We start from the raw sequence: 15127 nt of genomic DNA on the forward strand, positions 1-15127 counted from the left end.
GTCTCCTTCAGAAAGAGAGGATGGAAGAATGGATGAAGCTACTGTAAATGGTGAAATATTAGATAGAGAATTGGGTACAAAAAATATAAAAAAACTGTTTCTTAAATATGGAGCAAGCACCCTTGTAGGGATGCTTGCTCAAGCAGTAATGGTTATGATTGAAGGAGTAATTATTGGAAATGGTTTAGGGGCTTTGGGATTAGCTACTGTAAGTATCATCATGCCATTAGAGCTACTTAGCTTGGCATTAGGCGGTGCCTTTGGAATAGGTGTTAGTACAATTTCAGCAATTAAACTTGGCGAAGAGAAAAAAGAAGAAGCACACCGTGTGTTTTCAGAGGGTTTTTGGCTTACAACAATCATTACGGTTGTTATATCTGTTTTGATTGGGATAAATGCACATAGTGTAGCTGGTTTATTGGGTGCTACACCTGACATTTTGAATGAATCGACAACATTTATACAAATTTTTATGATTGGTTTTCCGTTTTGTGTATTAGGTCAAGTGTTATGTTACATGGTTCGTGTGGATGAAAAGCCAGGAATTGCTACGTTCTTAATGACAATTTCTTCTGTCATTGCAATTGTGGAATTATATTACGGTGTCATGGTGGCAAAAATGGGTATTGTTGCAGTTGCTATTTACTATGCACTATCTATAGGTATTTGGTTCTTAGCGATTGTCTATTTTCTGTTTGGAAAAACAGAATTTCGAATTAAACTGCAATTAAAAATGACCACCTCAGATATGAAAAATATGATGATTATTGGCATGCCATTTTTCATCGTCCAAATTTCAAGTTTTATTTTCACTTGGGTAGTGAATGTGCTGCTTGGAAATCTTGGAACAAGTACAGATGTAGCTTCCTTTGGGATAATCAATGGGTATATATTTTATAATTTAAATCTGGTAACGACCGCATTAACAAACGGTATGCAGCCAATTGCTAGTTATAATTATGGAGCAAAATTTAAAAAACGTTTGTCAGAGTTAATTAATGTCAGTGTGATTAGTAATTTTGTGGTTATTGCAGGACTTACATTACTCTTTGCGCTCTTTTCAAAAAATATTATTGAGTTATTCGCTGGAGGCGATCAAAAACTAGTAGATGTTACATCAAGAAATGCGGTTATTATGGTTTGCTGTTCGGCATTTGGATTGACATCAAATATTATGTCTGGCTATTTCCAATCTATTGATAATATAAAAGTATCTGTTATTTTAGGTATTTCGAGATTCCTGTTTCTTGCAATTCCTTTAATGTTTTTATTTTCTAGTTTATTCGGTGTTGATGGTGTTTGGTATAGTCAACCAGTTGCAGATATGATTGTTTTCGGACTGTCAGTCATTTTCATAAAAAAAGAATTACAACAACTAAAAATAATAAAAGAAGGGGCGTTGTCGGATGAAGGCAGATAAACTTATTTTAAGTGAGGCGATTTGGACAGGTTTAGGAAATGAAACAATTTCAGGTGGTATAGCCATAAAACAGAACAAAATTCTATATATTGGTTCTGAATCTTTAGATGAATATAAGTCAGAACAAACAGAAATTCTAGATTATAAAGATCATCTGGTTATTCCTGGAATTCATGATTCGCATCTGCATTTCTTTATGTCCTCTGTATTAAATTCAGGCAAAGTAGTCTTATTGTATGAAACAAAATCAGAAGAAGAATGTATTGAACTTTTAAAGAAAGAAGCAGAAAAAATAACAAATAAAGAGCAATGGATCATGGGATTTGGTTGGTACAATTTACTCTGGGATAATCAAGAACTACCAAGCAAAGCTAGTTTAGATGAAGCTTTTCCAGACCAGCCTATGTTTGTCCAATCATCGGATGCACATACTGTCTGGATGAACAGTGCAGGATTTAAAAAATTAAATATCACAAAAGACACTCCTGATCCAGTAGGAGGACACTATAGTCGAGATGAGCAAGGGGAACTCACAGGTATTTTACATGAAACAGCAGGAATGAGTGCAGTGGCACAAGTTTATAAATTTAGTGAAGATGAATCTTCAGAAATGATTAAAACGTTCATCAAACACATCAATTCATTAGGGATTACAGCTGTATCTGACTTATCTATGATGGCGGTGCCTGGAGGGGATTTAATTCCTGATCACGTATATCACAAACTTTTAAAACAACAGGAGTTAAACGTTAGAATTCATATGTATCCAACTTTGGTGAAAGATATGACACGTCCAGATACGATGCGTAAAAATTATCAGTTTTCTAAGCTTCAAACATGTGGTGTGAAACAATTTTTTGATGGAGTATCTAGTACACATACTGCATTTTTGTCTGAACCGTACAGTAATGCAAAATCTAAAGATGACGTGGGGACACTAACCATTTCTAAAGAAGAGATGCGAGATTTAGTGTTACAGGCGATTGAAAATGATTATAGCGTGCGCATTCATACGATTGGTGATGGAGCAATTTCCATGGCGCTTGATATCTTTGAAGAGGCCGAGAAAAAATTTGGGAAAAACCCACATTTACAGCACTGTTTAGAGCACTTAGAAAATATTCAAGAGAAAGATATTCAACGTCTGAAAGATTTAAATATACTCGCCTCTTGTCAGCCTGCACACTCGATGATTGATCCAGAGGGAATTGAAGCTGATTTGGGACAAGACCGTATTCGTCTAATGTGGCCGTTTAGAGACTATTTGTCTAAGGGTGTGAAGCTTTCTTTTGGAACAGACTCACCTGTTTCTGATATTAATCCATTTGAGAGTATATACAATGCTGTGGTAAGAAAGCGGATTGATGGAACACCAGAAACTGGTTGGCAGCCACAACAAAGTATCTCTGTTCAAGAAGCATTGCGTGCTTACACTTGGGGTTCTTATCAAACCTGTCAACGAACAGAGGAATTAGGAACATTAGAAATAGGAAAACTAGCAGACTTAGCGATATTAGATACCAATATTTTCACTGAGAGACCTGAGAAGATGATTCGTACAACTTCTCTTTTAACTATGATTGATGGGGACATTGTCTATAAAAAATAATAATTTTAATCTGTAGAAGTGGAGTGTAGAAGATGAAAACAATAGATAGCTCACCAAAAAAAGATGGGTTTCGTATGCCAGGAGAGTTTGAGCCACATGACGGTGTATATATTTTATGGCCGGAAAGACCAGACAACTGGAGAAATGGAGGAAAACCTGCACAAAAAACCTTTGTGGATGTAGCAGTTGCTATCAACCAATTTGAACCTGTGACAGTAGGAGTCTCAGCTGAACAGTACGATAATGCCAGACATATGTTACCAGAAGAGATTCGAGTAGTAGAAGTCGCAAATGATGATGCGTGGGTGAGAGACTGCGGACCAACGTTCGTGAAAAATGAAGATGGAGAAGTTCGTGGTGTAGACTGGGCATTTAATTCATGGGGCGGATTAGTAGATGGGTTATATTTCCCATGGGATAAAGACGATCAAGTTGCACAAAAGATATGTGAAATAGAGAAGAAAGATCGCTACCGATTAAATGATTTTGTTCTTGAAGGAGGTTCCATTCATGTAGATGGCGAAGGAACGTTAATTACAACGGAAGAGTGCCTGCTTTCAGAGGGCCGCAATGCTCAATTATCAAAAGAACAAATAGAGCAAGTACTAAAAGAATATTTATCGGTAGAAAAAATTATTTGGTTAAAACGTGGAATATATTTAGATGAAACGAATGGGCATGTGGATAATATCATCAACATCGTGAAGCCGGGAGAAGTGGTACTTGCTTGGACAGATGACGAGACGGATCCTCAGTATGAAATTTCAAAAGAATGTTTAGAAATTTTAGAATCACAGACAGATGCAAAAGGACGGAAATTAAAAGTGCATAAGTTACTTGTACCTAATCCTGTATTAATAACAGAAGAGGAGAGCCTAGGAGTAGATGCAGTTGAGGGAACCCTTCCTCGTGAAAAAGGTGATCGCCTAGCAGCAAGCTATGCAAATTATTACACAGCTAATGGTGGTGTCATTGTTCCGTTATTCGACGATCCAAATGATCAAAAAGCATTGACATTACTTCAAGAGTTATATCCGGAAAGAAGTATTGTTGGGGTAGCTGCAAGAGAAATTTTACTTGGGGGTGGAAATATCCACTGCATTACTCAGCAAATACCGAAATGAGGGGAAATAATGACAAAAAGAATGGTTGTTGCATTAGGTGGAAATGCGATTTTAACAGATGATGCTAGTGCACAAGCACAGCAAAAAGTATTGACAAAAACAGCTTACTATTTAGCAGATTTTATTGAGGCTGGTTATGAGTTGATTATTTCACATGGAAATGGTCCACAGGTAGGAAATTTATTACTTCAGCAACAGATTGGAGCATCACTGCAGAATCCAGAGATGCCGTTGGATACAGCCGTGGCGATGACTCAGGGGAGTATTGGATATTGGCTGGAAAACGCTTTAACAAATGAGCTAAAGAAACGAAAACTAAATAAGCCAGTTGCTACCGTGTTGACTCAAGTTGTCGTTAGTGAGAACGACCCAGCCTTTCTAGAACCGAGTAAACCAATTGGCCCATTTCTTACTGCAGAAGAAGTTTCTGTTGAACGAAAAAAATCAACCAGTGTTTTTAAAGAAGATGCGGGTCGTGGATTTAGAAAAGTGGTTCCTTCACCCAAACCAATTGGTATCGTTGAACTTCCAATAATTCAGCAATTAGTAGAGAATGGAACAATAACAATTGCAGGGGGAGGGGGAGGAATTCCTGTTGTAGAAAAAGCTGACGGATATGAAGGTGTAGAAGCTGTTGTAGATAAGGATTTCGCTTCAGAAAAAATTGCTGCTTTAGTAAAAGCGGATATGTTAGTTATTTTGACGGGTGTGGATTATGTATCTATTCATTATAATCAACCAAACCAGGAAGAATTGACTAAAGTGACGGTTTCTGAAATGACCACCTATATACAACAAAATCAATTTGCAGCTGGAAGTATGCTGCCAAAAGTAGAAGCTGCAATTGCTTTTATTAACGAAAATAAAGAAGCTAAAGCGGTAATTACTTCATTGGAGAACATTAAAAATTTATTGAATAAAGAGACTGGAACAGTTATTACTAAATAACAAATTGTAAACGTTTGTTTTTAATAGCAAGCTAGTGATAATAGAAGATAAGAAAAAGGAGTAGGACTAGTTCTCACTCCTTCTTTCTGCTATATTTAAAAAGTATGACAACTTAAAAAGAGATGGATTTTTTCTAAGATAAGGAGTGTATCTGCCATGAAGATAACAGGAAGTAGTCCGCAAAAAGACGGGTTTTGGATGCCCGGAGAATTTGAACCACATCAGGAAACCTATATGATTTGGCCAGAACGGGCAGATAACTGGAGAAATGGTGGAAAGTCAGCACAAAAAGCTTATGCGGAAGTTGCGGAAAGAATTGCTGAATTTGAAAAAGTGACGATGTTAGTAACAAAAAAACAATACCGCCATGCTCGTACAGTCCTATCACCAGAAATTCGAGTGCTAGAAATGAGTAATAACGATGCTTGGATGAAAGATTATGGTCCAATGTATGTAGTGAATAGTGAAGGAGAAGTTCGTGGCGTTGATTGGCGTTTTAATGCATGGGGAGGACTTTTAGATGGGTTATACTTTCCATGGGATCAAGATGATTTAATTGCTGAAAAAATTTGTGAATTAAATCAAATAGACTATTATTCTTTAAAGAGTTTTGTATTGGAAGGCTGTTCTGTACATACAGATGGGGAGGGAACATTATTTGCAACAGAAGAGGTTCTCTTATCTGAAGGTAGGAATGGACATTTATCGAAAGATCAAATTGAACAAACCTTAAAAGAATATTGTAATATTGAAAAAATTATTTGGTTAAAGCATGGTTTTTTTCTAGATGAAACAAATGGCAACATAGACAATTTGATGAATGTTGTTCGACCTGGGGAAGTTGTTTTAACTTGGACAGAAGATCGAGAAGATCCACAGTATGACATTTCAAAAGCTGCTTATGAAAGTTTAAAGCAAGCAATTGATGCCAAAGGAAGAAAATTGATTATTCATAAAATGTTAATGCCAGAACCAATGTATCTTACAACAGAAGAAAGTCAGGGAGTAGACCCAATTAACGGTATGCTACCAAGATTTCCTGGCGATCGTTTGACAGCAACTTATGTAAGCTATTACACGGCGAATGGTGGAATCGTTTTTCCGCTTTTTGAGGATAGAAATGATTATCTAGCAGCTAAGTTACTGACAAAGTTATATCCTGAAAGAAAAATTATTGGTGTACCTGCGAGAGAAATATTACTTGGTGGTGGAAATATTCATTGTATTGCCCAGAGTATGCCTAAGAGAAAGTAGGGAGGAAAATGGATTTTTTTGAGGTGGTAAATCCCCGTGTACCAGAACTGAATAAAAATGAACATCTTCTCTTTGATTATGTTGTTAAGAACCTGAATATTATTAAAAATAAAAGTATCCGCGAAGTATCTGATGAATGTTATGTATCAACGACGACTTTTTTACGTTTTGTTCGTAAAATTGGTTTTTCTGGTTATAGTGAGTTTACTACTGTTATAAAATATACCCTTTTAAATCAGAATTTAGAAGAAAAAAGAAGTCCATTTGTTGTTTCTCAAAAAGATTATAAGGAAGAATACTTGAAAAATATTAATGAATCTGTTCGAGTGATAGATGCAAAAAAATTAGCAGAGGTGGCAAACTACTTAGCCCATCAACCAATCATTTATTTATTTGCTAAAGGGATGAATAAACAGTTGATGCATTATATTAAATATTTGTTTACTACAGCTGGTTTTCTTGTTGTTTTCCCGGAAGATCAGCCATTAAGGCGTGTTGTACAAAAACAAATTCGTGCGCAAGATATTGTTTTTATCTTAACCTATCAAGGAAAAGATGATGAGTGGGTTCAACTAATGCAACACTTGAAAAATAGTCCTAGTCCATTAATCGTGTCTCTTACAGGAGCTGATAATAACGTAGTTCAGAATATGAGTGATATTAATTTTTATGTTTTTACAGATGAACTCTTCTTAAATAAAATGGAGATTACATCACATATTTCGATGATTGCAATTATGGAACTCATTTTGTACCAATATTTGGATAGCGCAGATGAAGAAACCTATCATTTGGTATTTAAGTAACCTTGAATAAAACGCTAGCCAATTCTTGTTGATTGGTTTCTAAAAAAAAACGTAAGATTCTTTCTTCACTTTTCTGAGCTTTTACTTCATGGTATAATTTCCCTAATGGATACTTAGAAGAAAGTGGGATTTCATGATATATATTGTTGTATTAGGAGGACTCCTTTTAGTGGTTGGGGCCATACAGGGGAAGAGTCGATGGGGAAACAACAAAGCGTACAAAGAAAATATCCGGAAATATCAGACGAAACATGGATTAACGGATTCTGAACTGAACTTATTTAAAGATACGCTTGGTGAAGCAAAAGCACTTATTTTGCGTTGGGAAGAAGCAAATAAGGGAATGAAAGAATTAACGATTGTAGAGGCACAAGAATCTGGCTTAAAATCTTCAAAAGAAATTTTTCAGGAACTGATGGAACATCCTCAAAAGATTCATCAATTAAATGAGTTTCTTTACACAAAGCTGCCAGGGGTAGTTGAGGCTTCTGAACGAGTAAGGCAGATACGTGAAGCGAGCTTATCGACAAAGGAAATTGAAGCATCAGTGAAATCTATGGTACAGACGATTAGTGTGATCTCAGCAAGTATCACGGATGATTATGAAGCGATTATTCAAGAGGATTCTGAAGAAATTGCCTTGACGAAAAAAATTATTGGAGAAAAATAATGGGGAAAAAGAAACAATTTTATGAGGACTATGATGCGCTGTTTATCAAGCCGAAGTTAACTGCAAAAAAGGAAAAACCATCTGTAATATCACTATGGAAACAAGTCAATAAAGCGCCTGTTGTATCAGCAAAACAGCAAGCCCAAAAGCCTTCTACAAAAAATAATAGCGCTAAAAAAAGACAACATCAAAAGAAAAAGAAAAGCTGGGATTTTTTATGGCCAGCTGGGATCTTTTTGGCTATAATAGCTTTTGCAATTTATGGAAATAGTGATTCAAGTGATTCTTCAGATGACTATGGGGATGACTATGAGAGTGAATATGTAGATGTTCGCCCCTTACAAGAAGCTGGGATTAAGCGAACAGGCTCAATTGATGTTAGTCAGCCATTAGTAGCAACGCTTGATGACAAAATCGTTTATTTCAATAAGGGCTACAAAATCGAGATAAAAGGCGATGTGGATGTGGAACAGCAAAAAGATGAATTGTCTGTTTTGCCCACCAATAAAGACTATCCTAGTACGACCTCTATTGCCTCATTAACTTTTTATTCAGGCAGAGATTATCTGCGTTCCGTGAGTATGGGCATGTCAGGAAACTTAATTGTCAGCTTGAGTGATTATATAAAAACATCAAAAGGCGACGACATATTTACGAAAGCCTATCCTCAAGAGTCTGTAGAGGGTGTACAAACGGGCTATGTTGTTAAATATGAAAAAGAATCAGACTATATTTATTTGACGATTCAGAGATATTTCATTTTTTCTGATGGGACAGGTGTTTGGCTAGACACCTATTCAACCAGCACTAAGGAAACAGAATTGAAGCCTACAGACAGTTTTAAGGGAATTAAAAAAGCTTATTCGGAAGATTTTGAGTTTTTGGAAGAGAATTTTTTATTAACAAAAGACAGTGAAGAAGCCAAGTAAAGTATGACTACTGTACAAATATGCTTACTAACTGAAAAGTACGCATAATGTTTTGCTAAAGGTAATTAAATACGCGTGCTTAACATAGGAGGTACTTGTTTTTACAGGGGATAAATAAGCATAAGTAAAATCGATGGAGGGACTCTCCGGTTTTACTTATGCTTTTTTGTATTATTTTATTCGTTTTTTTTCGTGTCTATAAGAAGAAACTATGCTATCGTTAGGCTATAACAAAAGAAAATTTTAATCGTTTATTTACTTGATGGAGGAGAGTTCATGAAATACTACGATCAGCATCTTCATACGTATTTGTCGTTTGATTCTACGGAAACGTTTGAAAATTACTTAGAAAAGGGTGCAGAAACCTTTGTCTCAACGGATCATTTTGATTTAAACAATCCATATTCAAATTTTAAAGATGATATTCCTGATTATGAAGAATACACAAAGAAGCTGGCAGCATTGTCTAAAGTTTATGAAACAAAGCTATTGAAAGGAATCGAGATAGGTGTGGTTCCTGGACAGGAAGAAGCGATTGTCGATTTTTTAAACCAAAGAACTTATGATGTCAAAATTATGAGTATTCATCAAAATGGAAAATTTGATTATATGGATCCTATTGTTAAAAAGAAACCAAAGCTGGATGTGGCAAGAGAATATTTTGAACAGATGGACACAGTGTTAGATACCTTTTCACAGGGAAATATTTTAGCGCACTTTGATTATGGTTTGCGACAATTGGACTTATCAGCTAGTGAACTAGAAGAACATTTTGAGCCTATACTAACAAAGCTGTTTCGAAAAGTCATTACTCGTCAAATGGGCTTTGAATTAAACGCAAAAAGTTTTGTGAAATATCACAATGCTGAGTTGTATCGATATGCAGTCCCGTTATACACCAGCTTAGGTGGAAAGTTGTTTACACTAGGCTCAGATGCTCATGTAGCAGAAGATTATCAATTGGGCTTTTCTGAGATGAGCAGCTTATTAAAATCAAATGGGATCACACAGCTTGTGGTTTTTCAAGACAACGAACAATACATGACGGACATGCCAGAGGTGTAAAAGGGGATTTGTATCGTTAAAACAATTGGCAAAGGAAGTCTGTTAAATGAAAGTGAAAACACGAGTTCTTCATCTGATGGGAACGATTATTCAACTACAAGTAGAGCATGATACCCCAGAGATTCTTTTAGATGAGGCACAAAGAGCGTTGAGTGATTTTGAAAAGCGATTCAGCGCAAATGACAACTATTCAGAATTGATGCGGATTAATCACAATGCTGGAATTCAACCAGTAGAAGTTAGCAGAGATTTATTTGAGCTGATTTTTATTGGAACAGAGCAAAGTAAGGTGCCGGGAAGCTTTTTGAATATTGCAATCGGTCCTTTAATTCAAGCGTGGCGAGTGGGGTTTAGCGATGCAAAGTATCCTGAGCCAACGACTATTCAGTCTTTATTAAAAATTATTAATCCTGAAAAAATTGTGCTAGATAAATCCAAACAGACAGTATTTTTAGGTGAAAAGGGAATGGCGCTTGATTTAGGCGGATTAGCAAAAGGATATTTTGCAGATAAGGTGATTGCCTACTTCCAAAAGATGGAAGCAAAGTCTGGATTTATCGACTTGGGCGGGAATGTGCTTACCTTTGGAGCAGCACCAACGCATGAAGATGGCAAATGGCGAGTGGGCATTCAGAATCCTTTTTTACCAAGAGGAAATTTTGCGTTAGTATTAGCAACTGAGAACGTATCAATTGTCACATCAGGGATTTATGAAAGAAGTTTTGAATGGAATGGGAGAACTTATCATCATATATTTGACAGTCGTACAGGTTATCCGCTACAAACAGATTTATCCAGTTTAACTATTGTATCAAAAGAATCTTTGACTGGTGAAATTTGGACGACTCGTTTATTTGGAATGAACGCTAAAGAGGCACTTAGGCAAATTAACCAACTTCCAGAAATTGAAGGAATCGTAATAACAAATGAGGGAGAAATTGCATACAGCAGGGGAATAGGCGCAATGATTCAAAAGGTATAAGTAAACAAGTCAGTCTGAGCTGTTGGAAAAAGGCTGCCGTATCGTTATTTAAAATGAGATAAAAGAAGAGGCCGGGAAATCACTTCCTAGTCTCTTCGTCTTTTTTTATACTTTTCTCCACTGCATTTAAAAATAAATCAATAAATGCTTTTTCAATATCATTAATAGGCTTACTATTCAAATGTGCAATAAAGTAGTTTAAAGAAACATCCTGTAAAGAGAGTTTACAAATATTATAGTTTCCGCCATTTTCATGTATTTGAACGCTATCTGGAAGAAACGTTACACCTAGATTTTCCTGAGCTAACTTTCCAATCGTGAATATATTGTTGCTCTCTAAAATAATTTTAGGTTGTATTGCAAATTTTTGAATTAAATAATCAATTTGATGACGAATAGCAGATCCGTGTAAAGTTAGAATCAAATTCTCTTGAAGCAACTGATTTAAAGAAAGTGAAGAGCTATCGACAAATCGTACATTTCTTTTATAAAGTTTAGAAGATTCTGGGATAATTGCATAATAACCATGACTGCCACGTTCATAAGCAGTAAGCTGTGGTGGAAGGGTCTCAGGATTTTGACCAATAAAGAAATCTAAGCGGCTGTTTAAAATTCTTTTTTCATTTTTATGCGGGACATCCTCTATCAACTCTATTTGTACTTGGGGATAGAGTGTTAAAAATTCAGGTAAAAATAATGGGAGTAAATAAGTGCCTAGACTAGATAATATTCCTACTTTTAGAATAATTTTTTCAGGTGATGTATAAGCTTCTAGCCTTTTTTTAAACTGATTTTGTTCAGCAAGCAGAGTAGTTAAATAATGATAATAAATTCTTCCAGCATCCGTCAGCTGTAAAGGTGTTGCTTGCCGATCAATTAATTCAACACCAAGTTCCTTTTCTTTTTTCTTGATTACTTGGGTGAGATAAGGCTGAGAAATGTACAAGCTTTTGGCTGCTTTAGTATAATTTCCATGTTTTAAAAGCATTTCAATAAATTGAAGCATGGTGAGCGAATCTGTCTGAGTCACAAAAAAACCTCCAACGAATTTTTGGGTATAAGTAATTGGTTATAGAATGATAATTAAATAAATATTTCACAAGAAGCGTTTTCTATTTTAAACTGTCGATAGAATGAATCGTTTGATTATGTATATTCTAAACGTTTTTTTGGAAAAGTAAACGTTTATTTTTTTAAATCAAATTGTTCAATAAATCACAAAATCAGGGGTGCTTTTTATGAAATTAATTGGAATTGTTGGAACGAACTCAAATCAATCAACGAATCGTCAATTGTTAAAGTTTATTCAAAACCACTTTAGTGAACAAGCAGAAATTGAACTATGTGAAATAAAAGAAATTCCAGCATTTAATGAACCGGAGGATAAGCTTCCACCTACTGAAGTGAAACAACTATCAGATAAAATTATTCATGCAGACGGAGTCATCATCAGTACGCCTGAATATGATCATGCCATTCCAGCTGCGTTAAAGAGCGTCATTGAATGGTTGTCTTATACAACTCGTCCGTTAATTGATAAGCCAGTGATGATTGTCGGTGCCTCTCATGGGTCTCTTGGCTCATCTCGTGCACAAGCACATCTGCGTCAAATCCTTGATGCACCAGAGCTGAAAGCACGAATTATGCCAAGCGCTGAATTTTTATTAGGTCGTTCTTTAAATGCATTTGACGAAAGCGGTCAGCTTGTTTACCCAGAAAAAGTAACAGAATTAGAGGAATGTTTTGATGAATTTCTTTTATTTGTCGAAATCACAAATCAGTTAGTGAAAGATCATCGTTTCAAAACAGAACAAAATAAACAATTTACTTGGGAAGCAGCGAATGGAGGAGAGCAAGAATGAAATTTGTTGGAATTGTAGGAACAAACGCAAAAAAATCATATAACCGGATGTTATTGACATTTATGCAGACTCATTTTAGTGAACAAGCAGAAATTGAACTTCTAGAATTAACGGATGTACCAATGTTCAATGAATCAGATGACCAATCAGATACCCCCATTATTCAGTCATTTAATCAAAAAATTATGGAGGCAGATGGAGTTATTATTGCTACACCTGAACATAACCATTCTATCCCCTCAGCTCTGAAAAGCATTTTGGAGTGGTTGTCGTTTAACCTTCATCCATTTGATGGAAAACCAGTGATGATTGTTGGTGCCTCTTATGATGTTCAAGGCTCATCACGTGCGCAGCTACACCTGCGACAAATTTTAGATGCGCCTGGGGTAAATGCAACGGTTATGCCTGGCTCAGAGTTTCTTTTAGGAAGAGCGAATCATGCATTTGATGAAAATGGCAATCTGAAAGAAGAACGAACCATTGATTTTCTTGAAAGTTGTTTCTGGCGTTTTTTACGGTTTACTGAAGTAGCGAATCTTTTGAATAAACCAGAGGAGGTTCATTTTTCTCCAGGTGCATTCACAGTTACAGCTCCCGGACACAACGGTGATTTACCAATGGTAGTTACACTTTCTAAAGAACGGATTGAAGAAATTGAAATTGATACGTCTAGTGAATCAGAGGGAATCGCAGATGTGGTGTTTACACGTATTCCTAAACAGATTATTGAAGGACAAACGCTGAATATTGATGTGTTGTCTGGTGCATCTGTTACAAGTAACGGCGTAATTGATGGGGTAGCAAAAGCTGTCAAAATGGCGGGGGCAAACCCAGATGTTCTTAGAAAACGGCCAAAACCTGCAAGTGCGTTAAAAAAAGAGGATGAAGAATATACAACAGATGTTGTCGTTGTTGGAGCCGGTGGTGCTGGTTTAACGGCTGCTTCTAAAGTATTACAGGAAGGGAAAAAGACGATTGTTGTTGAAAAATTCCCTGCAGTTGGTGGAAATACAGTTCGTACAGGTGGTCCGATGAACGCTGCTGATCCAAATTGGCAACGTGGATTTTCAGCAATCCCTGGAGAAAGTCATACATTAAAAGAAATGATTGAAATGGATGAAGAACAAATTGATCCAGATTATCGTTCTGATTTCCGCGCATTAAAAGAAGAAATTACTGCATATTTGGCAGATAATTCAGCACATGAAGGGTACTTATTTGATTCTAAACTCTTTTATCGTATGCAAACGTATCTAGGTGGAAAGAGAAAGGATTTAAACGGTCAGCCAATTTATGGACAATATGATTTAGTTAAGTTATTAACAGATAAAGCGTTAGAATCGGTGGAATGGTTAGAAGAAATTGGCGTAGAATTTGATAAAAAAGATGTAACGATGCCAGTCGGAGCACTATGGAGACGTGGACACAAACCTTTAAAAAGTGAAGGATATGCCTATGTTTCTGCTCTAACGCAATTTGTTGAAGGAAATGGGGGAACCATTTTAACGGATACAGCAGTGAAAGAACTTATTGTTGAAGATGGAAAAATTTGCGGAGTCATTGGTGAAGGCATGAACGGTCAAAAGATTACCATTCATGCAGGAGCGGTTGTGCTTGCTTCAGGTGGTTTTGGAGCAAATACGAAGATGTTAAAACAATATAATACTTACTGGACAGAAATCGAGGATGACATTAAAACATCGAATTCTCCAGCCATTACAGGAGATGGGATTTTATTAGGTCAAAGCGTAGGCGCCGACTTAGTAGGTATGGGCTTTTCACAAATGATGCCTGTTTCAGATCCACAGACAGGTGCGCTGTTTAGCGGACTTCAAGTACCGCCGCAAAACTTTATTATGGTTAATCAAAAAGGAAAACGTTTTGTAAATGAATATGGTAGCCGAGACACATTAACTCAAGCAGCAATTGACAATGGCGGGTTATTCTACTTAATTGCTGATGATAAAATTAAAGCTACAGCATATAATACAACTCAAGAAAAAATTGATAAACAAGTAGAGGCTGGCACACTCTATCGGGCAAATACTTTAGAAGAATTAGCAGAGCAATTAGGGATGGATGCTTCAGTGTTTGTTGAAACAATCACAAATTATAACAGCTATGTTGATAGAGGCGAAGATCCGGAATTTGGAAAAGATGTGTTTGACTTGAAAGTGGAACAAGCACCGTTCTATGCAACGCCTAGAAAACCTGCTGTCCATCATACAATGGGCGGTTTGAAAATTGATGCAAATACACATGTATTGAATAAATCAGGTGAAGTAATCAGTGGCTTATATGCGGCAGGAGAAGTTGCAGGTGGTATCCATGCTGGAAATCGTTTAGGTGGAAATTCATTGACAGATATCTTTACTTTTGGACGTATCGCAGGAGTTATGGCAGTAAAAGAGTTAGGCTAAACGTGGAAGGATTCCTCAGTTATCTGGATTGAACGAGG

The 15127-nt window shown here is 36.3% G+C and carries 13 protein-coding genes; 12 read left to right on the top strand and 1 reads right to left on the bottom strand.

The features are described 5' to 3' along the window. Nucleotides 1-28 precede the first annotated feature (28 nt). The 10 genes from I589_RS00910 to I589_RS00955 all read left to right on the top strand — a co-directional run bounded on the left by I589_RS00910 (nucleotide 29) and on the right by I589_RS00955 (nucleotide 10807). Complete coding sequence (locus I589_RS00910) at nucleotides 29-1420, top strand: MATE family efflux transporter (RefSeq protein ID WP_010770026.1); 1392 nt, start codon at nucleotides 29-31, stop codon at nucleotides 1418-1420. Continuing rightward, nucleotides 1407-3029 (top strand): amidohydrolase, encoded by a 1623-nt coding sequence (locus I589_RS00915; RefSeq protein WP_010770025.1) that lies wholly within the window; start codon nucleotides 1407-1409, stop codon nucleotides 3027-3029. The genes I589_RS00910 and I589_RS00915 overlap by 14 nt, the downstream gene beginning before the upstream one ends. A 32-nt stretch (nucleotides 3030-3061) precedes the next feature. Continuing rightward, on the top strand, nucleotides 3062-4153 hold the full coding sequence (gene aguA, locus I589_RS00920; protein ID WP_010770024.1) for an agmatine deiminase: 1092 nt from the start codon (nucleotides 3062-3064) through the stop codon (nucleotides 4151-4153). A 9-nt stretch (nucleotides 4154-4162) separates the two neighbouring features. Further along, nucleotides 4163-5101 (top strand): carbamate kinase, encoded by a 939-nt coding sequence (gene arcC / locus I589_RS00925; protein WP_010770023.1) that lies wholly within the window; start codon nucleotides 4163-4165, stop codon nucleotides 5099-5101. Between the two features lie 156 nt (nucleotides 5102-5257). Beyond that, nucleotides 5258-6355 carry an agmatine deiminase gene (gene aguA / locus I589_RS00930; protein WP_010770022.1) on the top strand — a complete coding sequence of 366 codons (1098 nt, stop codon included), beginning with the start codon at nucleotides 5258-5260 and terminating at the stop codon, nucleotides 6353-6355. Between the two features lie 8 nt (nucleotides 6356-6363). Further along, complete coding sequence (locus I589_RS00935; protein WP_010770021.1) at nucleotides 6364-7161, top strand: MurR/RpiR family transcriptional regulator; 798 nt, start codon at nucleotides 6364-6366, stop codon at nucleotides 7159-7161. A 133-nt stretch (nucleotides 7162-7294) separates the two neighbouring features. After that, nucleotides 7295-7831, top strand: coding sequence for a 5-bromo-4-chloroindolyl phosphate hydrolysis family protein (locus I589_RS00940; protein ID WP_034684235.1), 537 nt, complete (start codon nucleotides 7295-7297; stop codon nucleotides 7829-7831). Then, nucleotides 7831-8760, top strand: coding sequence for a hypothetical protein (locus I589_RS00945; RefSeq protein ID WP_010770019.1), 930 nt, complete (start codon nucleotides 7831-7833; stop codon nucleotides 8758-8760). Before I589_RS00940 ends, I589_RS00945 begins: the two co-directional genes overlap by 1 nt. A gap of 276 nt (nucleotides 8761-9036) precedes the next feature. Beyond that, nucleotides 9037-9825: a PHP domain-containing protein gene (locus tag I589_RS00950; protein ID WP_010770018.1), complete on the top strand. Its 789-nt coding sequence runs from the start codon at nucleotides 9037-9039 to the stop codon at nucleotides 9823-9825. A gap of 46 nt (nucleotides 9826-9871) precedes the next feature. Next, complete coding sequence (locus I589_RS00955) at nucleotides 9872-10807, top strand: FAD:protein FMN transferase (RefSeq protein WP_010770017.1); 936 nt, start codon at nucleotides 9872-9874, stop codon at nucleotides 10805-10807. A gap of 79 nt (nucleotides 10808-10886) precedes the next feature. On the opposite strand, the gene I589_RS00960 is transcribed toward I589_RS00955, so the two are convergent. Continuing rightward, complete coding sequence (locus I589_RS00960) at nucleotides 10887-11837, bottom strand: LysR family transcriptional regulator (protein WP_010770016.1); 951 nt, start codon at nucleotides 11835-11837, stop codon at nucleotides 10887-10889. A 208-nt stretch (nucleotides 11838-12045) separates the two neighbouring features. On the opposite strand from I589_RS00960, the gene I589_RS00965 reads away from it, so the two are divergent. Together I589_RS00965 and I589_RS00970 are read left to right on the top strand one after the other, a co-directional pair. Continuing rightward, a complete protein-coding gene (locus I589_RS00965) occupies nucleotides 12046-12669 on the top strand; it encodes an NADPH-dependent FMN reductase (RefSeq protein ID WP_010770015.1) in 624 nt (207 codons plus the stop codon). Then, nucleotides 12666-15089 carry a flavocytochrome c gene (locus tag I589_RS00970; protein WP_010770014.1) on the top strand — a complete coding sequence of 808 codons (2424 nt, stop codon included), beginning with the start codon at nucleotides 12666-12668 and terminating at the stop codon, nucleotides 15087-15089. The genes I589_RS00965 and I589_RS00970 overlap by 4 nt, the downstream gene beginning before the upstream one ends. The last annotated feature ends 38 nt before the right edge of the window (nucleotides 15090-15127 follow it).

Origin of the sequence: Enterococcus phoeniculicola ATCC BAA-412, assembly GCF_000407505.1 — a bacterium.
Lineage (GTDB): Bacteria > Bacillota > Bacilli > Lactobacillales > Enterococcaceae > Enterococcus_K > Enterococcus_K phoeniculicola.